Genomic DNA, 22460 nt, shown 5'->3' on the forward strand with positions numbered 1-22460 from the left:
AGAGACGGGGGTATCCTAGAAGTCCTTATAAAAGCAATTAGGGTAAAAAGCGGTTTTTAAAATGTTGGGGGAAATGTTGGGGGGACGGTCCTTCTAACACCGGTTATGGCGTGTTAGAAGGACCGTCCCCCCAACACAATTAGAAGGAACGTCCCCCCAACACAACACATGGGTCCATATAATTAGGGCATAATAGTAACAGGGGTACCGATTTCGACCAGTTGGAATAGGTTTTCGACGTCGTGGTTATGCATACGGATACAGCCTTTTGATACGGCCTGGCCAATGCTTGAGGGGTTATTAGTACCATGGATTCCGTAATAAGGAATTGAGAGCCCCAGCCAACGACTGCCAAAGACTCCGCCAGGATTAACTATTTTCGTGGCAATGGTATAGTGCCCTGGGGGGGTGGGGGTTGATCGTTTGCCTACTGCGATCCGATAATGACGAATTCGCTGAGTTCCTTTATATAGCTCAAGTAGTCGACGGGCGGGATAAACGACAATTCTGTAATTGAGCATACAGAAGCCTCCTATCTCTAAGGAATAAGATCTATCTCATGCTATGTTCAGGATTTCTGAATGTTCTTGCATAATTAAACCCTCTTTAGGTAGAGAATATAGCGGACAAGGAGGGATCAATTTTGACGGAACATGTAGAAGGAAAGCTTTTAATTATTGGCGGAGCGGAAGATAAAAAAGGAGAGTGCAAGATCCTAAAACGTTTTGTTCAAGAATCTGGTGGGAGGGAAAGCCGGATTACGGTTTTAACGGCTGCCACAGAATACCCACTCCAAGTAGGAGATGAGTATCATGCCCTATTTCTTAGTCTTGGGGCCCAAGAAGTACAGGTTCTGGACGTTTCAGACCGCACTCAGGCGAATAGAATAGGGATTGGCAAAGATTTTGAAAATTCAACGGGGATCTTCTTCACAGGGGGGGATCAATTACGGATTACGGGTTTGTTGGGGGGGACATTGCTCGGCCATATGCTGCAACAGTTGTACGAAAAGGGGATTATCATTGCGGGCACGAGTGCAGGGGCCTCCGTTATGTCTGATACGATGATTGTTGGAGGGGAAGCGGGAACGGCAAAGAAAAGTAATTTGTCAATGGCTCCGGGATTGGGCCTTTTACGTTCTGTGGTGATTGACCAGCATTTTGCCCAACGAGGTCGAATAGGCAGACTTTTATCGGCAATTTCTCAAAACCCCTATGTTCTTGGTGTAGGAATTGATGAAGACACCGCTATCTTAGTGCAGTCTGACGCGCGCGTTTTGGTAATTGGCAGCAATACGATCACTGTGGTAGATGCGTCTCCCTCTACTACAACGAACGTTTCAGAAACCACTCCAGGTCAACCTTTAGTGTTAAGCCCGATAATTTTGCATGTACTTTCCGATGGCTACAGTTTTGATCTAAAACGCAGGGTTTCTTTACTTTAGCCTCAGGATGGTATTTGAGGAATACCTATTGTAAAAAAGGTTTAAACTAATGGGGGAAATATCCATGCAGCTTAAGGAGGAACAACAACAAAATGGAGATTAGAGAAGTCCAAGCGATCGAGGGGGTCAATGTATATAGCCATCGCCCAATTATTCGAGCGATTGTGGATCTCCAAGAATGGACTGAGCGATTTAGTAATGAACTGGGGAACTTTCGTTTTCGGCTAGTAGAGACTCTACCCTCATTGGCAGAGCACTATTGTGCGCGAGGTAAAGTGGGTGGTTTCCTAGAACGTCTAGAAGAGGGGACCCTTATTGGGCATGTCATAGAACATGTGACTATAGAACTTTTGACGTTAGCAGGTCAAACTATTAAATACGGTAAGACTATGGCGATTTTGGAAAAACCGGGATGGTATGAAATTATCTTCAACTACGAAGCTAAAGAGGGTGCTATAGAGGGGTTTAAGCAGGGTTTTACCCTGGTTAAGAAGCTTCTAGATCAAGATTTATTTGATGTAGCACACGCGGTAGAGCAAATTAAGAAAGTGACGGCTGCCTATGAATTAGGAGTTTCAACGCAAGTCATTGTTGACGCATGTAAGGAGCGGGAAATTCCAGTCCATCGTCTCAACGAGGGAAGTCTGTTACAGTTGGGGTATGGACGTAATCAACGCCGTATTCAAGCAACGATTACAGACAAGACATCGTGCATTGCAGTGGATATTGCCTGTGATAAGGAAATGACCAAAAGGATACTGCACGAGGGCGGGGTACCTGTGCCCTTTGGGCATATTGTCAGGACGGAAGAGGAAGCTGTTCAGGCGTTCCTAGAAATGGAAACGTCCGTTGTAATCAAGCCTCTGAATGGGAACCAAGGTAAAGGGGTTACACTCCAGATCACGTGCACGGCGGAAGTAAGAGCTGCGTTTAAGGTTGCTCAGACTTACGGGGATTGGGTCGTCATTGAAGAGTACATAGAGGGGCAACATTATCGTTTGGTTGTGGTGGGAGACCGATTAATTGCCGCTGCAAAACGGATCCCAGCTCATGTGATAGGGAATGGCATATCCACGATTGCAGAATTAGTAGACCAAACTAATGCAGATCCTCAGCGTGGAGATGATCATGAGAAAGCCTTAACTAAAATTAAGATTGACTCGATAGTCCTTTTAACACTCACTCAAAAGAACTTAACCATATCCTCAGTTCCAGAGCCAGGTGAAGTGATTTATTTACGGGACAGTGCAAATATAAGTACAGGTGGAACTGCTGAGGACGTGACGGATCTCGTCCATTCAGATAATATTGATTTGGCAGTCTATGCGTCGAAACTGATTGGTTTAGACGTTATAGGTATTGACTTAGTCATTGAAGATATTGAGGCGTCCTATCGTGAAAGGGGCGGGCATATTATTGAAGTGAATGCCGCTCCGGGGATTCGCATGCACCATTTTCCAAGTGTAGGCAAAGCACGAGATGTGGGCAGAGCAATTGTCGAAAAAGTGATGCCATCGGGAAATGGACGAATCCCTATTGTTGCTATAAGTGGAACGAATGGAAAAACAACGACAACTCGCATGATTAATAAAATGCTGATAGATCAACAACTTATCGTTGGCATGGCTTCAACCGATGGGATTTACATTAATAAAAAACTGTGGACTAAAGGAGACATGACAGGACCGGAAAGCGCTAGGTCTGTTTTGAGACACCCAGATATACAAGTGGCGGTTCTAGAAACGGCTAGAGGTGGGATTCTAAGGGCTGGCTTAGGCTATGAATATGCTGATGTAGCAGTGATTACCAATGTTTCTAATGATCATTTGGGTCAGTATGGCATAGAGACCCTCGAAGATATTGCTCATGTCAAAAGTTTGGTTGCAGAGGCAGTCAGGCCTCATAGTTACGTGGTCCTAAATGCAGATGATCCTCATGTCGTACAAATGGCAGGGAGGACTAAGGGGAGAGTAATTTTTTTCAGTACTGAAAAAGAAAATATACAAATTATTAAACATTTAAGCAAAGGTGGGACCGCTGTTTTTCTGCGACGTGGCACAATTTTACTTTGCCAAGGCTCTCAAATCTTTCGAATCTGTTCAGTTAAACAGATTCCCGTGACTTGGGAAGGGAAAGCCAAGCATAATATCCATAATGCTTTAGCTGCAATCGCTGCGGGATGGGCTTTGGGATTGAGTGCGGTGGCTATTCGAAATTCTCTTCAAGAATTCTGTTCTGATGCTGAGCACAATCGGGGGCGCTTAAATCTCTATAAGTTACAAGGTGTCCAGGTATTTATTGATTATGGACATAATGCAGCAGGCATTCAAGAAGTTATTAAAACACTCGAGCATTTTAGAAAGAAATCACTGGTGGGCTGCATTACGGTCCCGGGAGATCGACCAGATGAGACAATCCGCGAAGTGGGTCGGGTAGCCGCAAGCGGTTTTCAACGCTTAATTATTCGAGAGGATGCCGATCTACGGGGGCGTAAACCCGGTGAAATTGCCCAATTGCTTTATGATGAGGCAATTCGAAGTGGTATGAATCCCCAAAAGATTAGTATTGTACTACCCGAAACAGAAGCATTTCGAATGGGATTAGATACTTGCATCCCAGGCGATGTCTTCGTGATGTTTTATGAGCACCTTGAGCCGATTGAAGAAGAAATTCGTATCAGAATGGAATTGCAAAAAGCATTATCCTATATTCCAGTAGAAAATGAATGGGTCGTTGGTGGTGAGTTTTAAAACTACGGCTATCAATCAATTGAAAATTGAGGAATTAAAGGGGCGAGGATTATCTTCGTCCCTATGTTTCTAATACATCAAAAAGTATAATTCGGGTAAGTATAAAGCAACTAAGGCTTCTGAGTGCGCCAAGGCTGACAGAATGACTAATACGTGCGAAGACAGTGTCTGCGAGAAGGCTAATTCGTGCGAAGACAGTGTCTTCGCGGGCGCCAGCCAAGTTTTCTTTAGATTTATGCTGGAACTCTAACCTAAAAATAAGTATAATGAAAGCAAATACCTTTGTAATGTTCGGAAAGGGTAATGCAAATGGAACAATCTTTTCTAACAACGTTCGCCTATGCTAAGATTAATTTAGCCTTAGCCATTCAGGGGATACGAGAAGATGGCTATCATGAACTTCAAAGCGTCATGCAATCCATCGCACTGCACGATATTGTTCGAATTCGGGAGCAAGGGAACAAGGTGGTATGCCGTTGTGGAGCATTAAGTGGTTCAGGAAATTTAGCCTATAAAGCAGCTGTGTTATTTCTAGAACGATGTGGGCAAACCGCAGGAATTGAGATTGAGATTGAGAAAAATATTCCAATCCAGGCTGGGTTAGCAGGGGGAAGCACTGATGCTGCAGCGACACTTCGATTATTGAATCAACTTTATGAAGAGCCTCTTGATAGTAATGAACTCCTAGAGCTTGCAGCTAGATGCGGTGCTGATGTCGCCTTCTGTTTACGTGGAGGTACAATGTGGGCGACTGGACGGGGTGAGCAACTCGAATTATTGCCCACAGCCCCTAAAATGGATTTTGTTTTGATTAAACCGTATGCAGGAGTGAACACTAAGGAGGCATACCATCGATTTGACTTAATTGGGCGGGGAGGACATTTAACCCGTGCAAGTTGGGAAAAGGCCTTGACTCAGGATTCGGAGCAGGTTGCAGAGTTGCTTTATAATGATTTAGAACCAGCATCCTCTCAAATAGTTCCTCAAATTTTAGACATTAAGCAGCATTTAATTGATGCGGAGTGCTACGGTGCTTTAATGTCAGGAAGCGGTTCTAGTGTGTTTGGAATTGCTAAGGGAAGACAACATGCTCTTGACGTTGCAAGACAGTTGAGAAAAAGTGGTTTTAATAATGTTTGGGTTACAACGACAGTCTGAGAAGAAATTGAATGAAAGAGGAGATAGTCATGGGAAAACGATTACTACCGGTAATACTTGATGGATATAAACCATTAAGGGAGATTGTCTTTGAGTCTATGCGTGAGGCGATTCTAAGTGGAATTCTTGAACCTGGGGAGCGATTGATGGAAATCCAGTTGGCGGAAGAAATGGGGGTTAGCCGAACCCCTGTACGTGAAGCAATCCGGAAGTTGGAACTTGAAAATTTTGTGGTTATGATTCCGCGTAAAGGGGCGTACGTAGCTGGTGTCTCGTTAAAAGATGTCGCTGATGTTTTTGAGATTCGTTCGGCGCTGGAGGGTTTAGCAGCAGGGCTTGCTGCGGAGCGCATCACGGAGGATGAATTGGAACAAATGGAACGAGCCTTATTGCATAAATCTGGTGAGGGAGAGTTGGATTTAGAGCAATTTGTGCAGTCGGATACGGATTTCCATGCCTTAGTCTATAAAGCGAGCCGCAATGAACGGTTGATTCAGATTTTAGCCAATTTACGAGAGCAGATACAGCGTTTCCGAGCGACTTCACTAGCGGTTCCCGGACGGAATAAACTTGCTGTTGAAGAACACCGAATGATTGTTGAAGCATTAAGGAGTCATAATAGCGAGGAAGCTCAATCCCTGGCGATGGCACATATTGTTACAGCCGAGAATATAATGTTTGACATTCTGAGCCTAAAGAGCGAATCGGATAAGGTGGATTAATAAGCGTGGAGAAGATGAAAAGAGCAGAACGGATGGTTGCCATCACCCAAGTGTTGATGTTAAAGCCGAATGTGCTGACTCCGTTAACCTTATTTGCAGAACGGTTTGGAACAGCTAAGTCCACCATTAGTGAGGATCTGATGGCTGTGAAGGGGAGCCTTTTGCTTTCTGGTCAGGGACATCTTGAAACAATGTCCGGGGCTGCAGGAGGGGTGCGATACATCCCGGAAATCTCCAAGGAAGAAGCGTCAATTGTGCTAAGCGAGCTTGCTGATAGGCTGAGCGACAAAGAACGCATTCTGGCAGGTGGTTTTCTCTATATGACGGATCTATTGTTTGACCCTTCGGTTTTAAGGCCATTAGGCCTAATTTTCGCTGGCGCCTTCAGAGATAAGAAGCCTGATGTAGTGGTGACCATTGAGACGAAGGGCATTCCACTGGCCCTCGTGACGGCGGAAGCTTTAGGTTTGCCCATGGTAGTCATCCGCAGTGGAAACAAAGTCACGGAGGGTTCTTCAGTAAGTATTAATTATGTCTCTGGCTCATCCCGTCGTATTCAAACAATGTCACTTTCTCGAAGAGCCCTAGAACCCCAGCGCCGTGTGCTTGTGATTGATGATTTTATGAAGGCTGGTGGAACAGCTTTAGGGATCAAGAACTTAATGGAGGAATTTGAGGCGAACGTTGTAGGGATGGGAGTTTTAGTGGAAGCTCGCATGACGGAAGAACCTAAGCTTGTTGAAGGATATTTAGCCCTTTTACAGTTGAAAGAACTGAACATAGCTACTGGAAAGACGTCAGTAGTCCCCGTGTTTAATCTTTGAGTTGTGTCGACATGTCTTTTTAGATTGTTGAAATTTTTCTATAATTAAGGCAGGATTTTTTTACCATACAGAGAATATTATTATGAATAACCCCGGAATGCGGAAGGGTGGTGATTCATAATGAATATTACCGATGTGCGGGTCAGAAAGATTAACACGGAAGGAAAGATGAAGGCAGTAGTCTCAGTGACCTTTGATAATGCTTTTGTTGTTCACGATGTCAAAGTTGTAGAAGGTATGAATGGGATATTTGTAGCAATGCCTAGCCGTAAAACACCAGAAGGGGAATTTCGTGATATCGCCCACCCCATTTCAGCAGTAGCACGAGAGGTGATTCAAACGGCTGTTTTAAAAGCTTATCAAGAAGCCATCTAAAAGTTTATATAGATCTTTTAAGACATGTTGAAGGGGACCTTAAAGCTGGGTCTCCTTTAACGTGTCTTAATAAAAGTAGGAGAATATCGGTAAATAAATAGTTATTTCATCAGTGGTGTCGCCTAGCGGCATGGGGGTCTGACTAGTATAAAAAAGGAATATCGACGCTATTTGGTGAATGAGCGACTTTTGGGGTATAATTTAGGTGTATGTATGATATAGCACTAAAATTTTAGTGCATTTATACGTTGTCAAGACTCGATAGGACGTTCGAGGTTAGAGCGCTAGCCGGATGGCCGGGTGTCCCTGTAACCATGACTCGAACAAGGACGTTCGAGATTAGAACACCGCCATGGATGGCAAGGTCGTGATAGCAGGGTGTCGTGATGGCTAGATGCCGTGATGTGAGAAAGGGACCATTGCCCGTGACGGTAAGGCGCCGTAATGGCAAGAAGGTACCCACCCGAAAGTTATAATTTATAGGTATATACTATAAGTATATGTAGAGGTTATACTTAAGCTGGAGGCGTATTAAATTATGTCTAATTTGGTTGCAGTGGTCATGGCAGCGGGGAAAGGGACAAGGATGAAATCAAAGTTGCCTAAAGTCATGCATTCATTAGCAGGGAAAACTCTGATTGAACATGTCTTAGACACACTAAAACACGCTGGAATTGAGCACCCGCTGGTCGTTGTTGGACATGGACGAGAGGGCATTGAAGCCTGTATCCAGCAACGAGCGGAGATTGTGGTTCAAGAAGAACAGCTCGGTACGGGACATGCTATAATGCAAGCTATACCCTTTTTAAAAGACGATCAGACGGTTCTAGTCTTGAGTGGAGATCAGCCGTTGCTTAAGCCCGAAACACTACTAGCTATCGTTGAAATGCACCAGGCACAAGGGGCAAGTGCCACTGTATTGACAGCCTCTATGGATCAGCCCTTTGGCTATGGCCGAATTCTTAAAGACGGTGAAAACCTAGTCAAAATAATTGAGGAAAAAGATGCAACGTCTGTTGAACGGCAAATCAAGGAAATTAATACTGGGACGTATTGTTTTAAAGGGTCTGCTCTTATAAACGCCCTAACGAAGATTACCACTCAGAATGCTCAAGGGGAATATTACTTGACGGAAGTCTTTGAGGTTTTTTCTAACCTTCAGGAAAAAATGCTCACCTATTGTACCTCGGATTCCCATGAAGCATTAGGGATCAATAGCCGAGGGCAATTGGCCGAGGCTGAAGCAATTCTTCGCAAGAACATACTGGATCATTGGATGGCAGAAGGGGTAACACTTATAGATCCAGCATCAACCTTTATCGATGCCGAAGTAGAACTCGCTCAAGATGTCACAATTTTACCGTTTACACGATTAATAGGAAAAACTCGAATTAAAGAGGATGCTGTGATTGGTCCACAAACTAGTCTAGAAAATTGTGTAGTAGGGTGTGGGGCTGAGGTTGTTTATACGGTAGCTAAAGATGCAGTAATCGGAGAACGTTGTCGCATTGGTCCATTTACCTATTTGCGACCAGGCACAAACTTAGAAGCGGAAGTAAGAATAGGGGACTTTGTAGAAATTAAGAATAGTTGGATCGGAAAGGGAGCAAAAATACCCCATTTGAGTTACATTGGAGATGCGCAAATTGGGAAATCGGCAAATATTGGAGCGGGCACGATTACATGTAACTATGATGGGGTCAATAAACATACTACCAAAATTGGTGATTATGCGTTTATCGGAAGTAATACTAACTTAGTTGCTCCGATTGAAGTGGGAGAACATGCAGTGACGGGTGCGGGGTCTACCATAACCAAGAATGTTCCTGCGGAGGGCTTGGCAGTGGAACGGAGCCATCAGGTGATCAAGGAGCATTGGCATCGCGAAAAGATGAAATAGGGGGCAATAATAGGCATGGCAGCAAAAGAATTCAAGATTTTTTGTGGGAATGCCAATCGACCGTTGGCGCAAGAAATTGTAGACTATTTAGGGGTTCCTCTAGGTGAATCGAAAATAAAACGTTTTCAAGATGGGGAGACGTGTCTGGCGATTGATGAAAGTGTTCGGGGTGCAGATATTTATGTAGTACAACCCACCTGCCATCCAACGAATGATAATATCATGGAATTATTAATTATGATTGACGCCATTCGCCGGGCGTCAGCGCGCCGGATTACGGCCGTAATGCCCTATTATGGCTATGCAAGACAAGAGCGTAAGACAAGGGCACGTGATCCGATTACTGCCAAACTAATGGCTAATCTGATTACTACAGCGGGAGCAGACCGTGTGGTAACTATGGACTTGCACGCTCCGGCGATTCAAGGATTCTTTGATATTCCGCTGGATCACTTACCCGGGGTTCCTATTCTTGCTGAGTACTTTAAGGAGAAAGGGCTTGAAAATCTCTGTGTTGTATCTCCTGATTTAGGTGGAGTGACTCGAGCTCGAGATTTTTCTGAACGGATCGGAGCTTCTCTTGCTATTATCGATAAACGTCGGCCTGAACCCAACGTTTCTGAGATTATGAATGTCATCGGTGACCTGAAAGGCAAGACTGTGATTATGATCGATGACATAATCGATACAGCTGGAACTATCACTCAGGGGGCTCAGGCCCTTCTCGAGCGGGGTGCCAAGGAAGTGTATGCCTGTTGTACTCATGCTGTATTGTCGGGACCAGCTATTGAACGCATAGGGAATTCTGTTATTCGTGAGCTTGTTGTCACGAATACGATTCCTTTGGGTAAAGAAAAGACTATACCAAGAATTAGAGCGTTGTCTGTGGCACCACTACTAGGTGAGGCTATTGTTCGCATTCACGAGGATCTTTCAGTCAGTAAACTATTTAGTTAAAAAGGCCCCTGGGGTATTATCCCAGGGGGTCTTTGGTTAGGGGTATTTCCGAGATTGTTTTACTTTCCGGGGGGATATCTTCGATTTCGTATACGTGGACGGGTGCCTTTTCTGGAGCAAGGTGCGCTGTTGTTTTAGAACGTTCCTTTTTGAAGTAGTTGCTGATCGTATGAGTCGTTTCTGAGGCTAGATGGGATGTTGAGTGAACTAGGTTTTTGAGGGTGTCGCTAAGCCCTTTATCTGACACGGTGAGTGCGTTTTCACTTTCTTTTTGAGTTACGATGACATCGTGTCCAATTGTAGTAATATACTCTGCAGCAATCCACGCTTTGCCACTTAAGAATCCTTCGATTTTTCCTCCGGAAATCTCGATTTGGGTTATTTTACCTGTCTCGGGATCGATATAATATTCGTCGGCATTACCTAGTGTTTTTCCCGTTTCTGTGACCAGCTTGGTGCCAATGATGGTCAATTTTTCTTTGACCAACTCTAATAATTCTGGAAGGTTTGATGGTTTCTCCACGTGGGACTCTTTGTCAATCGTGATTGCATCATCTCCTACACTGACGACTCTGGAATAGGGAATAATGCGCTGATCCTTAAAAAAACCCTTGGGGTCTACCACGATTGCAGCTAGGGACTTCGTACTTGCATTAAGAATCAAGCTTTTGACATACCCTATTTGATGTCCTTCTTGGAGAGAGATGATTGGCAAGGATAAGAATTTTCGACTGGGTTTCACAGGTTCACTCTCCTTTTCGGTGAAAATTCGTTGACTATTCTTAGAGAATGTATTCAGAGTATGGTATGAATATGCTTTGGAGGTGAGATGAATGAAGGTTATTGTTGGACTTGGAAATCCAGGACCTCAATATGCGGATACACGCCATAACATTGGCTTTTTGTTGGTTGATCAGCTTGCGGAAATCAATAATCTTCAGTTCCGAGTCAAGTTTCAGGGGTTATGGGCGGAGGGGAGCGTTGAGGGAGAACGCCTTCTGCTCTTAAAACCTCAAACGTTTATGAATTTAAGTGGACGGTCAGTGAGTGAACTCGCGCGTTTTTATAAAGTCAGCGGCGATGATTTACTGATCGTGCAGGATGACATGGATTTGCCGCTGGGGAAAATGCGTTTGCGTGATCAAGGAGGAGCAGGTGGTCATAACGGGATCCGATCAATTCAAGCCGAACTGGGAACGGAAAAATTCTGGAGGCTTAAATTGGGTGTGGGGCGTCCGCCTACTCGAAATTCGATATTAGATATTCGACATTCGAACCACGAACCACGAACCACGATCATCGAACATGTCCTTTCCCCCTTTGAAGAAACTGAATTTCCGAAGTTGGATGACCTGTTAGTTTGCGCAGAAAAGGCAGTAAAACTCTGGATGAAGGGCGAAGCGAGTCGAGCCATGAATTTATACCATCGCTAAAAAGGAGTATAACCTCCTATGCAAGAGGTAATTCTACTAGCATAGGGAGGTTATATGCATGAAGATATTAAAGGTCTGCCACGCTTGCGATCGAATTATTGGTGAGCTTGAGTTAGATGGTTTAACCAGTCATACTGCGGATTCAGCAGTGAATATTGCTGGAAATGTGGCCTATGTCCTTTGCCCAGGTTGTTTGAACGAAATGGAAATCAAAACAGGGAATGTTTATCATTAAAGGATGAGCGGTTTGAACACAATTTACGATTATCTTCGCAGAGGTCTCGATATTAAGGAGATTGACCAGTCGTTAAGCCATGGAGAATGGCCCCAAATGATTTACGACTTAACAGGAAGTCAAAAGGCAGCTTTTGTTGCTCAGCTTGTACAAAGGTCTAAACCAGGACCAGGTTTGATTCTGACCTATTCGGAGGAGCAGGCTCAAAAGTGGACCAGCGATTTGCGGACCTGGTGTCCGCATCAAACTATCTTGCATTTGCCTTCGACAGAATGGCTCCCTTTTGAAGTGTTAGGTAAAAGCAGGGAGACAACCTCAGAACGAATCAGCGTATTGAATCGACTGGCTCAAGATCCCAAGTGTACGGTTGTAGCTTCGGTACTTGCTTTAGAACGGCGTGTATTCCCAGTCGAACGCTTTAAAGAGTATACGTTAGTTTTCCATGTGGGGCAGGGGTACGGCTTGTCCGAGATTCTCCATACACTAACTGCCGGAGGGTACGAGCGAGTTGAAACGATTGAAGGGAAAGGGCAGTTTGCTTTACGAGGGGGAATCTTGGATATAGCTCCCTTAGATGGAGAGGCAGTGCGTATTGAGTTTTTCGATGATGAAGTTGACTCGATACGGACGATTGACCTGGGGACACAGAAATCGATTGCCTCTCAGGACAAGGTCTTTATACCCCCTGTTATGGAGTATATTGTAACGAAGGAAGAGCTAGGGAAACTTTGCTTTGCAATACGGGCAGAAGCTCGCAAAATAATGGGTCGCCATCAGCGCGCTGGAAGAAAAGAAGCGGCAGATCGTCTCCAAAACAAAGTAGATAGTCTGGTCGAAAGGCTTGAGCGAGGGATATTAGATGAAAATGTCTATCCCTTCTTAAGCTTAGTTAACACGCCGCTCGTACCCTTTTTCTCATACCTCTCAGATGCACATTGTGTTTTTCTGGATGAGCCACTCCGCTTAAAGGAGTTGTTAGAGTTTCAAGCCAACGAACGCTTATTGGAGTTCACGCAACAACTGGAACACGGTGAAGGGTTTGTTCATCCTGAAGCTCAATTTATCAACTATGAGGATATTCTAAGCTACGGAAAGAAACACCCGCTGATTGGTCTTTCAACTCTTTTGAGACAGGCACCGGGACTTTCACCCCAGCAAATTTTTAGCTTAAACGCCCGCCCATTAACGGGCTTCATGGGGAAAACCAGTATGTTGGTGGATGAAATTATACACCGCAAGGACGCAAATTATGTGGTGGCCCTGTTTGTCGGGGATGAGGCTCATGCGGAACGATTAATCCAGGGTTTGAAAGATCGTGGACTTTCAGCATCCTGCAAAGGGCTTGAGGATTCTATTGAGGCGGGTCGGGTCTATGTTTATCCGTTTTCCCTTGATCAAGGGTTTGAGTTACCGCTTGCAAAATTAGTAATTCTTACAGAAACAGAAATCTATAAAAGAGAGAGCAAGGCTGTTGCCAAGAAGCCTAAGACACCCCCCAAAAAAAATCTTTTTATTTCGGATCTTAAACCTGGCGACTTTGTAGTCCATGTACACCATGGGATTGGACAATTTACGGGGATTGACCGCTTGGAAGTTGGTGGAATTGCCAAAGATTATTTTGGGATTCGTTATGCGGGGGAAGACCGATTATATGTTCCGCTGGATCAGCTTCATCTTTTGCAAAAGTATTTAGGTAGTGCAGGAGAAACTCTGCCTAAACTTTACAAACTCGGAGGGACTGACTGGTACAAGGTAAAGAATAAGACCCGTAGTGCTGTTAAAGAAATGGCCATTGATTTAGTAAAACTTTATGCTCAGAGAGAGGCAATCCAAGGGTTTGCTTTCTCACAGGACAATGCCTGGCAAACTGAATTTGAGGAGAAGTTTCCTTATGTGGAGACTCCAGATCAACTCCAAAGTATCGAGGATGTAAAAGCGGATATGACACGCCCACGTCCCATGGATCGCTTACTTTGTGGAGATGTAGGGTATGGTAAGACAGAGGTTGCTCTCCGAGCTGCTTTCAAAGCGGTCATGGATAGCAAGCAAGTGGCGGTTCTTGTCCCCACGACTATTTTAGCCCAGCAACATTTTAATACCTTCAGAGAACGATTTATGGGGTATCCCATTAAAATTGAAATGCTAAGTCGCTTCCGTTCTCAGAAAGAGCAAAAGGAGATAATTAAAGGCATTAAAGAAGGGCAAATCGATGTCGTTGTGGGCACACATCGCCTTCTCTCCGAGGCCATCAAATTTAGTGATTTAGGGTTATTGGTGATTGATGAAGAGCAGCGCTTCGGGGTTACGCATAAGGAAAAACTGAAAACCTTAAAAGGGAACATCGATGTACTGACCTTGTCAGCAACCCCGATTCCAAGGACATTACACATGTCTTTGGTGGGAGTTCGGGATATGAGTATCATCGAAACCCCGCCGGAGGGGCGGTACCCTGTGCAAACCTATGTCACTGAGTTTCGCCCAGATGTGGTTCGAGAGGCTATACGGCGTGAAATTCATCGTGGAGGGCAAGTATTCTATGTGCACAACCGAGTAGAGGATATGGATCAAGTGATCCATTTTCTTAGTCAATTAGTGCCTGAAGCACGGTTCGGGGTTGCTCACGGTCAAATGCGTGAAACAGCCTTAGAACGAGTAATGCTGGATTTTCTAGAGCATGAAATGGATGTCTTGGTTTCTACAACAATTATCGAAACAGGACTTGATATGCCTAATGTGAATACCCTGATTATCGATGAATCCGATCGTTTTGGCTTATCCCAACTCTATCAATTGCGTGGGCGAGTGGGGCGTTCTAACCGCAAGGCCTATACCTACCTTTTATATAAACCGCAAAAGGTTCTGACAGAAATTGCTGAAAAACGTCTTGCAGCAATCCGAGAGTTTACGGAATTTGGGGCGGGATTTAAAATAGCGATGCGGGATTTGGAAATTCGTGGTGCAGGAAACCTCATTGGTGCCCAACAACATGGGCATTTATCGGCTGTAGGATTTGAAATGTACAGTCAAATGCTTAAAGAAGCTGTCCAAGAACTTCGGGGAGAGAAGGTTGAAGAGGTTGTCGAACCGAGCATTGAACTTCAAGTAGATGCCTTCTTACCGGACTCCTACGTTGTGGACCGCCAATCCAAGGCGTCTTTGTATCAACGGTTATCGATGGTTCATGATGAAGGCGAACTTAGCGAAATGGTGGACGAACTGGTGGATCGTTTTGGGACTCCGACTCGGGAAGTCGAACACTTGATTGAAATTATCCGGATTAAGTTGCTGGCAAGCTCCTTGAAAATTGAGCAAATTCAGCAGGCTAAGCAAAACGTAATTATTCGTTTCTCAGCAGATTTAGGGATAACGGGAGCACATCTGATGTCCGTGGCGTCGGCTTCACCTTACCCGTTGTCGTTTAGGACGATGCAAAATGGCAATCTTGAATGCAAAATCCGAATTCGTACGATTGATCAAGAGGCTGTGATAGAGGCTTCACGACGGGTTCTTTCGACATTTTGCGACATTGCTTCAAGGACAACTCCTTGATATACTATTCTCATGTCAAATTGAAAGGGTGTGTCTTTATGAAAAAATCCCGGGTGGGAATGATTTTTGGAGTTTTAGCATTGATGCTTGTGGCTACGGGGTGTTCCTCGTTGGTTGGCGGTAAATGGGCGGTAAAAGTGAATGAAGATCAGATCTTAGTCAAGGATTTGGAAGAACGAGTTGCTGAAGCACAAAAAACTTATGAAAAACAAGGCATGAAATTTGACACAGACCAAGGGAAACAGGCCTTATCTCAAATTAAAAGCCAGTTATTAGACCGTATGATCGAAGGTAAACTAATTGCTCAAGAAGTCAAAAAGAATTCTCTTAATCCAGAGGATGCTAAAGTTAAAGAGCAGGAAGAGATTATTAAAAAGAATATTGGGGATGAAACGATATTTCAAGATACACTTAAACAACAAGGCATGACAGTCTTGGAATTAAGAAATTTCTTGGCAGTCTATGAGAAAACGACGGGTGATATTAAATTAACTGATGCAGACATTAAAACTTTTTATGATCAAAATATAGCGAATTACTCTCAACCTGAAAGTGTAAAAGCTCGTCATATTTTGGTCAAAACGGAAGATGAGGCCAACGCAATTATTGCACAACTTAAAGCTGGGACTGATTTTGTACAGTTAGCTAAGGAGAAGTCCACTGAACCAGGAGCTAAGGATTCCGGTGGGGATCTCGGCACATTTACGAAGGGAAAAATGGTTCCTGAGTTTGAGACTGCAGCGTTTAGCCAAAAGGTAGGTACTTTCTCAACAGCCCCTGTAAAATCTGAATTTGGATATCACGTAATACTGGTTGAAGCACACACGGCCGCTGAAGCTCCAGACTATGACAAAGTAAAGGCTCGAGTGAGTGAAGACGCGCTCAACCAGGCGAAGGATTCGAAGTTCCAGACATTTTTTAACGAGCTACTGAAGAACGCGAAAATCGAATATTCTCAAGGATATAAGCCAACAAGTTAACTAATTTGGAGAAAAGAAGGCAATTAAATAATGCCTTCTTTTTTTTGCATTGGAAAAAAATGAATAATTGGCAATCTCTAGATATATACTATCATTGAATTTAAGGTTTTTAAAAGGACGCAATGAGTTTTCGAGAACGACAAAAGGAGGAATGTGCGCCTATGAAAGCAACCGGTATTGTAAGAAGAATTGATGACCTCGGTCGTGTCGTTATTCCAAAGGAAATTCGTCGGACTCTTCGTATTCGGGAAGGTGATCCGTTAGAGATTTTTGTAGACCGGGAAGGAGAAGTGATCCTGAAGAAATATTCTCCTATCCGTGAATTAGGGGAATTCGCAAGGGAATATGCGGATTCGCTATTCGAAGCAACCGGACATATTACTTGTATCGCAGACCGAGATACGATTATTGCTGTAGCTGGAGCCTCGAAAAAAGAGTATCTGAATAAAGCGATCGGACCGTCCGTTGAACAAGCTATGGAGGAAAGGAAAACTGTTCATATCGGTTTGGCAGGAGATCATGCCACGTGCAAGACTTGTCCTGAAAATGATGAGGAGGATAAATGTAAGTATACGAGCGAAGTCGTTGCTCCGATCGTTTCACAAGGAGATCCTATAGGGGCCGTGATGCTCCTATCTAAGGAGCCTGGAATAAAGATGGGAGATTTAGAGATTAAATTGGTTGAAACGGCAGCAGCCTTTTTAGCAAAGCAAATGGAACAATAGCGTTAGTGCAGAAAAATAAAGCGGTATTGCCGCTTTATTTTTTATTCGTGATTAGTTACTAAGTATAAAAACAAAAGCCTAGCTTTCAATTGCAAATCCGATGGTGTAGGACAGGATACTTTATGATAAACTATTTCAAAAGGAGGTGTTAAAACTTGTCTTCGTGTCTACATGTAATCGGCCTAGGCCCTGCAGGACTTGAACAAATAACTCTCGGTAACTATAGGCGAATACTCAGTGCCAAAAAACTGTTTGTGCGAACTTCTCAGCATCCTTGTGTTCAGGAATTACTGGGAGAGGGTATAAGCATAGAATCGTTTGACGAGATCTATGCAACGGAACCGTCCTTCGAGGCTGTGTATGAAAGGATTACGGAACAGCTGCGAAGAGAGTTACAGAAGGGTTCGGAAATTGTCTACGCAGTTCCCGGGCATCCGATGGTTGCTGAAAAGACTATACAGCTTATTGAGGAAAAACTTGCCCAGGAATATAAGGTTGTGATCCATCCAGCTATGAGCTTTGTTGATGAGCTTTTTAGAGTCCTAAAGTTTGATCCGATTAAGGGCGTACTGATACGCAATTATGATGCCCTCAAAGACATAGGACTGACTGGGCAGGAATGGCTAATAATCCCCCAAGTGTATAATAAACGGATAGCATCCGAGGTTAAATTAGATCTTATGTTGTCCTATCCGGATGAGGCAAGCGTGTATGTTACTAAAGCCCTCGGTACTCCCCTAGAACAAGTGGACAAGCTCTCGCTCTACGAGTTGGATCATGGGACTTTTGATCACTTGACCACCGTAGTTTTGCCGCCGAATACAGAGGTTATCTCCTTTTCTAAGTTGGCCAAAGTAATGAAAACTTTGCGTTCCGAAGGTGGGTGCGCATGGGACCTGGAGCAAACCCATGAATCTTTAAAGCCTTATCTCATTGAGGAAAGTTATGAAGTTATTGATGCGATCGAAAAACAAGATATGTATAATTTATGTGAAGAGTTGGGAGACTTATTATTGCAAGTTGTTTTTCATACTCAGGTTGCTTCGGATGCTAGTGAATTTGAACTCCAAGACGTACTTCAAGGGGTTATCCAAAAGCTGATTCGTCGACATCCTCATGTCTTTGGAGAGGAGACGGCCAAAACAGCGAAGGATGTAATCCAGACTTGGGATAGAATTAAACTAAAAGAGAAGACCGATAAAAATGAGGCGAACTTCTTCAGCGATCCTAAGAGCTTACCTGCACTAATGTGGGCATCTAAAACGCAATATAGAGTTGCCAAGGTGGGGTTTGATTGGAAAGATATGGAGGGTCCTTGGGGGAAAGTCCAGGAGGAACTACAGGAACTTAAGAGTGCACTTGCGAACGGAATCGGGATTCGTGAAGAATTAGGGGATTTATTATTTGCGATTGTAAATCTATCTCGTTTTTTAAAGCTTGATGCTGAAGAAGTTTTAAGGGATGCCATACATAAGTTTCAGAATCGTTTTTTGAAGATGGTTGAATTAAGTCAAGAAGAGGAACATGTTTTCGAGAAACTTTCTCTTAGTGAAATGGATATTTTTTGGGAAAAGGCAAAATCTAAAGAAAAAGCAGTAAATAAATGATATAATCTTAAAAAAGCAGGAGATTGGTCTTTTATCGCGAAATATAACCCTTGTGATAAGATCAGTTATTTAGGAGGGACTAATTTTGAATAAGGCTGAATTAGTTAGCGCGGTGGCGGAGAAAGCTGACATGTCCAAAAAAGATGCAGAGAAAGCAGTAAAAGCTGTTTTTGATGTAATCGAGGAGTCGTTGGCACAAAGTGAAAAGGTTCAACTCGTTGGTTTTGGGACATTCGAAGTAAAAGATCGTGCTGCACGGACAGGAAGAAATCCACAAACTAAAGAAGAAATTCAGATTCCTGCGGCGAAGGTACCAGGTTTTAAAGCAGGTAAGGCTCTCAAAGATGCAGTACAAAAATGAGTCTTCGGACTAACGATAAAATCAGGTTCCAGGTTTTCTGGAACCTGATTTTTATACCATTTCAGAGATAAATGTCAGGAGTGATCCCTTCTCACCATCACGACACCTTGCCATCCATGGCAGTGGTCCCTTCTCACCATCACGGCATCTAGCCATCCATGGCGATGCTCTAATCTCGAACATCCTTGTTCGAGTCATGGTTACAGGGACACTCGGCCATCCTTGGGTAGCGTTCTAATCTCGAACAACCTTGTTCGAGGCATGGCCAGCGGTCTCTTCTCGCCTCAGAGTGGTGTTTTAACCTCGAACAACCTTGTTTGAGCCTACAGATAGCCTCTTTTCGCTATTGCGGCGCCTTAGTGTGTTTATGGCTGAATCAGCCTAGTTTTCAAGGAGGGTAGTTATGCGTATTGATAAATATTTGAAGGTTTCACGCCTTATAAAGCGTCGTACAGTTGCCAAAGATGTTTGTGTGGGTGAAAAGATCAGTATTAACGGACGAACCGCTAAACCTTCAGCTGAAGTTAAGGCGGGGGACCTAATTACCATTGAGATGGGTAGCAGAATTCTAGAAGTCAGAGTTATGGCAACGCCAAACAGCATAAAGGCCAACGAAGCACAAACACTCTATGAATTAATACGGGATGAACGAAGGACAGAGTCTTAATAAAAAGACTTTGTCTTTTTTATTTATTATAGATTTAGATTCCGCAGGAATGAAGCAAGAACCATCCCATTTCCCTATTCCTCAGTTTCCTACATTTCCTGGCTAAAATGACGCGAACGTATTGCTGCAGACCACAAACAGAGCGCCACAGCACCTCAAAACATACATCTTTATCCCGTGTTAACCCAAGGAGTGTTCATAGCTTAGAGCGAGGATAGAAGAATTGAGACAAGCGCACAGTAATGGAACTGTGAGAAAGGTCTAAGACACTCCCTCCCCTCAAAGCGTATTTGGGTTAATGACGCAACAGTCCCCCCAAAGAGTTCCCGACTTTGTTCTAACCCCTCCGTCGACCCAAGTCCAGAGGAAGTTTCTTAGCTTAGAGAGCACGATTAGTGGAATTGCGTCAATGAGCGCAGTCGATAAGGCGTTAAGAAACGCAACGGTTAACATGCGCCGGCACAGGACGTGCCAAGTGTCGAATGCGCCAAGGACGGCATAGCATTCGACCAGAAAGCCCAGAGGTTTTGCGTTTTAGCTTTAGCGACAAGCGAATAGCAATGGAACACGATAGTCTCCGGTGGAGAGTATCGCCGAAGCCGTGATCCCTAAAGGAATACTTATCGGCGTAGGATGTGCGAACGGGCTAGACACTCTTCCACTGTAGCATCCACGAACCAACGAAGGAACTTCCTCCCCACCAGCTATGTCTAAAGGACGTACAACATGAATAGGGTTATAAGAGAAAAAAGAGTTAGGGGGATGGGGCATGGTGGACAAAGCTGGCAAAGGACATCGCCTTGTCATGGAAAATCGAGAACAAATTTCTTTAACAGGAGTACATAAAGTTCAGTCCTTTGACCCTAAAGAAATTATTCTTGAAACTGAGCTAGGAATATTGAGCATTAAAGGGGATCAATTAGGCATCAAATTGCTTAATCTTGAGGAGGGGTTAGTGGATCTTCAAGGGCATATTGGTGCTTTAATTTACCACAGAAATTCTAGCGGCAGTTCTCGTCGAGGCTTTTTGAACCGAGTTTTACGCTAAGAGTTAGGCCTCCAAAGTAGAGAGAAAGGAGGAAGAACAATCTCAGAATTCGTGACGTTATTTTGGGTAATCCTAGCAGGGGCGTCAGTAGGGGTAGTTTTTGATTTTTACCGCACGTTTAGACGTTGGCAAGGCTGGGGGCGAATAGTGACATTTGTAGGAGATATAGTCTTTTCTTTAGTTGCCTTGACTATTCTTTTCTGGTTTTTTAAGAAAGCAAATGCTCTAGCCTTTCGTTCGTACATTATGTGGGGAAGTTTACTGGGTCTAGTTCTTTACCTAAGATTATTGAGCCGTTTTTCAGTACGTTGCTTTTTTGGAATATATGGGATTTTGACGTACTTTGCCAGACTTATTCAGAAAGGAATTAAGATTCCGATTAGAGGACTCTTCATGATTATGCGACCACCCTACGCCATGTTGCGTTGGTTTAGCCTTCTAGTTTATAGGATCACAGAAGTGATTCTCTTTGAGCCAATCATGGGTGTGAAGAAGAGAATGAAGGCATGGTTAAATCATCTCTTGCCACCTAAGCCAAATGGATAAATTCCTTGGAGGGGTTGATTCTCAATAATTAAATGGCTATAATGGAACTATCCGCAGTCTTTTGTAAGTGGTTTGTAGGCAAAATGTAGTTGATTTGTCCACAACATATCCACACCTGTGTATAACTTTTAGCAAGGGCGTGCCACAGTGCATATTGAAATAAGGGGCTTGGAAAAACTGAGTTTTCGTGAACGCCAGGCAGTGATCCTCAAAGAAAGCGGAAAGTCTGTGGAGGATATTGCTAAGAAACTTCATCTCAGTCAAAGTTCTGTGGCAACTCTATTAACCAGAGCAAGAAGTAAAGGATATGAAATAGTTTGTATTATACCAGGCGGAGAGCTTGGTTTAGGAGGAGAGGAATTGGATGAAGAGGGCTTGTCTGAAGACTAAGACTAAGACTCAAAATCGTCAAAGGGTTCGACTTCGTCCCATTCCTATCCTGATAATTTGCATACTATTTACAGTGGTCGGAAGCTCAGTATGGCAGATATGGAAACTCCGTTCTCATGTGGAAGGGCAATTAGCTCACTTGAATCAAGAAAAGGTCTTATTGCTTCAAGAGGAAAAACGCCTCCAGGAGGAAATTGTTCGTTTAAACACCCCTAGTTACATTGAACAATTGGCAAGGGAGCAGTTAGGGCTTGTAAAACAAGGCGAAATTCTTATTTCTCCCAAGAATTAGTACCTTACAAGGGCAGTCTATGCCTTGACAGGCACGAAAACTACTGCATATAATATAGAGTAAGTATAGATAGATCATCACAAGGAGGAGTTTACTTCGTATGGCCATTGACGTTGGCAGTATTGTTGAAGGGGTCGTAACAGGGATCACGAACTTTGGAGCATTTATAGAATTGCCGGATAGAGTGACCGGACTCGTACATATCTCGGAAGTCGCTGATGCCTATGTCAAGGACGTTCGAGATTATTTGAAGGAACAGGATCACGTAAAGGTAAAGGTCATTCATGTTGATGAAAAGGGAAAAATCGGACTTTCAATCAAACAAGCAAACCCCACAGTTCGCAATGTGGGTCGTGAACGCCGTCTTCCGCCAACTGTGTCCTTTGAGGATAAATTGGCTAAGTTTATAAAAGACAGTGATGAGCGTCAGACTGAATTTCGCCGAGCTACAGATTCAAAGCGTGGAGGTAGAGGTTCAAGTAGATATTAGGATATAA

At 43.8% G+C, this 22460-nt stretch carries 24 protein-coding genes; 21 read left to right on the forward strand and 3 right to left on the reverse strand.

The window, feature by feature from the left end:
- Positions 1–182: 182 nt before the first annotated feature.
- On the reverse strand, positions 183–521 hold the full coding sequence (locus ACYQ3Q_RS24840) for a L,D-transpeptidase (protein WP_459931131.1): 339 nt from the start codon (positions 519–521) through the stop codon (positions 183–185).
- A 122-nt stretch (positions 522–643) separates the two neighbouring features.
- On the opposite strand from ACYQ3Q_RS24840, the gene ACYQ3Q_RS24845 reads away from it, so the two are divergent.
- The 6 genes from ACYQ3Q_RS24845 (at position 644) to spoVG (ending at position 7273) form a co-directional block, all read left to right on the forward strand.
- Positions 644–1444 (forward strand): cyanophycinase, encoded by an 801-nt coding sequence (locus ACYQ3Q_RS24845; protein WP_459931132.1) that lies wholly within the window; start codon positions 644–646, stop codon positions 1442–1444.
- Positions 1445–1536: 92 nt separating this feature from the next.
- On the forward strand, positions 1537–4194 hold the full coding sequence (gene cphA, locus ACYQ3Q_RS24850) for a cyanophycin synthetase (protein ID WP_459931133.1): 2658 nt from the start codon (positions 1537–1539) through the stop codon (positions 4192–4194).
- A 309-nt stretch (positions 4195–4503) separates the two neighbouring features.
- Positions 4504–5352, forward strand: a complete 849-nt coding sequence (gene ispE / locus ACYQ3Q_RS24855) for a 4-(cytidine 5'-diphospho)-2-C-methyl-D-erythritol kinase (RefSeq protein ID WP_459931191.1) — start codon at positions 4504–4506, stop codon at positions 5350–5352.
- Positions 5353–5381: 29 nt separating this feature from the next.
- Positions 5382–6074: a GntR family transcriptional regulator gene (locus ACYQ3Q_RS24860; protein ID WP_459931134.1), complete on the forward strand. Its 693-nt coding sequence runs from the start codon at positions 5382–5384 to the stop codon at positions 6072–6074.
- Positions 6075–6079: 5 nt separating this feature from the next.
- Entirely contained in the window at positions 6080–6898 is an 819-nt protein-coding gene (gene purR, locus ACYQ3Q_RS24865) for a pur operon repressor (protein WP_459931135.1), read from the forward strand.
- A gap of 120 nt (positions 6899–7018) precedes the next feature.
- Positions 7019–7273 carry a septation regulator SpoVG gene (gene spoVG, locus ACYQ3Q_RS24870; protein ID WP_007777981.1) on the forward strand — a complete coding sequence of 85 codons (255 nt, stop codon included), beginning with the start codon at positions 7019–7021 and terminating at the stop codon, positions 7271–7273.
- Positions 7274–7514: 241 nt separating this feature from the next.
- Here spoVG and ACYQ3Q_RS24875 read toward each other — a convergent pair whose 3' ends face one another.
- Positions 7515–7724, reverse strand: a complete 210-nt coding sequence (locus ACYQ3Q_RS24875) for a hypothetical protein (RefSeq protein WP_459931136.1) — start codon at positions 7722–7724, stop codon at positions 7515–7517.
- Positions 7725–7811: 87 nt separating this feature from the next.
- Between ACYQ3Q_RS24875 and glmU the strand changes: the two genes are divergently transcribed.
- Positions 7812–9173: a bifunctional UDP-N-acetylglucosamine diphosphorylase/glucosamine-1-phosphate N-acetyltransferase GlmU gene (glmU, locus tag ACYQ3Q_RS24880; protein ID WP_459931137.1), complete on the forward strand. Its 1362-nt coding sequence runs from the start codon at positions 7812–7814 to the stop codon at positions 9171–9173.
- Between the two features lie 15 nt (positions 9174–9188).
- Positions 9189–10130 carry a ribose-phosphate diphosphokinase gene (locus tag ACYQ3Q_RS24885; protein WP_459931138.1) on the forward strand — a complete coding sequence of 314 codons (942 nt, stop codon included), beginning with the start codon at positions 9189–9191 and terminating at the stop codon, positions 10128–10130.
- A gap of 16 nt (positions 10131–10146) precedes the next feature.
- On the opposite strand, the gene ACYQ3Q_RS24890 is transcribed toward ACYQ3Q_RS24885, so the two are convergent.
- Positions 10147–10872, reverse strand: coding sequence for a PRC-barrel domain-containing protein (locus ACYQ3Q_RS24890; RefSeq protein WP_459931139.1), 726 nt, complete (start codon positions 10870–10872; stop codon positions 10147–10149).
- A gap of 91 nt (positions 10873–10963) precedes the next feature.
- Here ACYQ3Q_RS24890 and pth point away from each other — a divergent pair, with 91 nt between their 5' ends.
- The 13 genes from pth (at position 10964) to ACYQ3Q_RS24955 (ending at position 22453) form a co-directional block, all read left to right on the forward strand.
- Positions 10964–11563, forward strand: a complete 600-nt coding sequence (pth, locus tag ACYQ3Q_RS24895; protein WP_459931140.1) for an aminoacyl-tRNA hydrolase — start codon at positions 10964–10966, stop codon at positions 11561–11563.
- 58 nt (positions 11564–11621) lie between these two features.
- Positions 11622–11798, forward strand: coding sequence for a hypothetical protein (locus ACYQ3Q_RS24900; protein WP_459931141.1), 177 nt, complete (start codon positions 11622–11624; stop codon positions 11796–11798).
- A gap of 3 nt (positions 11799–11801) precedes the next feature.
- On the forward strand, positions 11802–15347 hold the full coding sequence (gene mfd, locus ACYQ3Q_RS24905) for a transcription-repair coupling factor (protein ID WP_459931142.1): 3546 nt from the start codon (positions 11802–11804) through the stop codon (positions 15345–15347).
- Between the two features lie 38 nt (positions 15348–15385).
- Positions 15386–16327, forward strand: a complete 942-nt coding sequence (locus ACYQ3Q_RS24910; RefSeq protein WP_459931143.1) for a peptidylprolyl isomerase — start codon at positions 15386–15388, stop codon at positions 16325–16327.
- A 161-nt stretch (positions 16328–16488) separates the two neighbouring features.
- A complete protein-coding gene (gene spoVT / locus ACYQ3Q_RS24915) occupies positions 16489–17052 on the forward strand; it encodes a stage V sporulation protein T (RefSeq protein ID WP_459931144.1) in 564 nt (187 codons plus the stop codon).
- 155 nt (positions 17053–17207) lie between these two features.
- Positions 17208–18659, forward strand: a complete 1452-nt coding sequence (gene yabN, locus ACYQ3Q_RS24920) for a bifunctional methyltransferase/pyrophosphohydrolase YabN (protein ID WP_459931145.1) — start codon at positions 17208–17210, stop codon at positions 18657–18659.
- 85 nt (positions 18660–18744) lie between these two features.
- Complete coding sequence (locus tag ACYQ3Q_RS24925) at positions 18745–19020, forward strand: HU family DNA-binding protein (protein WP_034142963.1); 276 nt, start codon at positions 18745–18747, stop codon at positions 19018–19020.
- A gap of 403 nt (positions 19021–19423) precedes the next feature.
- Complete coding sequence (locus ACYQ3Q_RS24930) at positions 19424–19687, forward strand: RNA-binding S4 domain-containing protein (RefSeq protein ID WP_459931146.1); 264 nt, start codon at positions 19424–19426, stop codon at positions 19685–19687.
- Positions 19688–20456: 769 nt separating this feature from the next.
- Positions 20457–20735 (forward strand): sporulation protein YabP, encoded by a 279-nt coding sequence (yabP, locus tag ACYQ3Q_RS24935; protein ID WP_459931147.1) that lies wholly within the window; start codon positions 20457–20459, stop codon positions 20733–20735.
- A 51-nt stretch (positions 20736–20786) separates the two neighbouring features.
- On the forward strand, positions 20787–21281 hold the full coding sequence (gene yabQ, locus ACYQ3Q_RS24940; RefSeq protein WP_459931148.1) for a spore cortex biosynthesis protein YabQ: 495 nt from the start codon (positions 20787–20789) through the stop codon (positions 21279–21281).
- 147 nt (positions 21282–21428) lie between these two features.
- Positions 21429–21671, forward strand: coding sequence for a sigma factor-like helix-turn-helix DNA-binding protein (locus ACYQ3Q_RS24945; RefSeq protein WP_034142959.1), 243 nt, complete (start codon positions 21429–21431; stop codon positions 21669–21671).
- Positions 21646–21963: an FtsB family cell division protein gene (locus tag ACYQ3Q_RS24950; protein ID WP_459931149.1), complete on the forward strand. Its 318-nt coding sequence runs from the start codon at positions 21646–21648 to the stop codon at positions 21961–21963. Before ACYQ3Q_RS24945 ends, ACYQ3Q_RS24950 begins: the two co-directional genes overlap by 26 nt.
- 100 nt (positions 21964–22063) lie before the next feature.
- Entirely contained in the window at positions 22064–22453 is a 390-nt protein-coding gene (locus tag ACYQ3Q_RS24955) for a S1 RNA-binding domain-containing protein (protein WP_014182659.1), read from the forward strand.
- Positions 22454–22460 lie beyond the last annotated feature (7 nt).

Source organism: Desulfosporosinus burensis, from assembly GCF_054657535.1.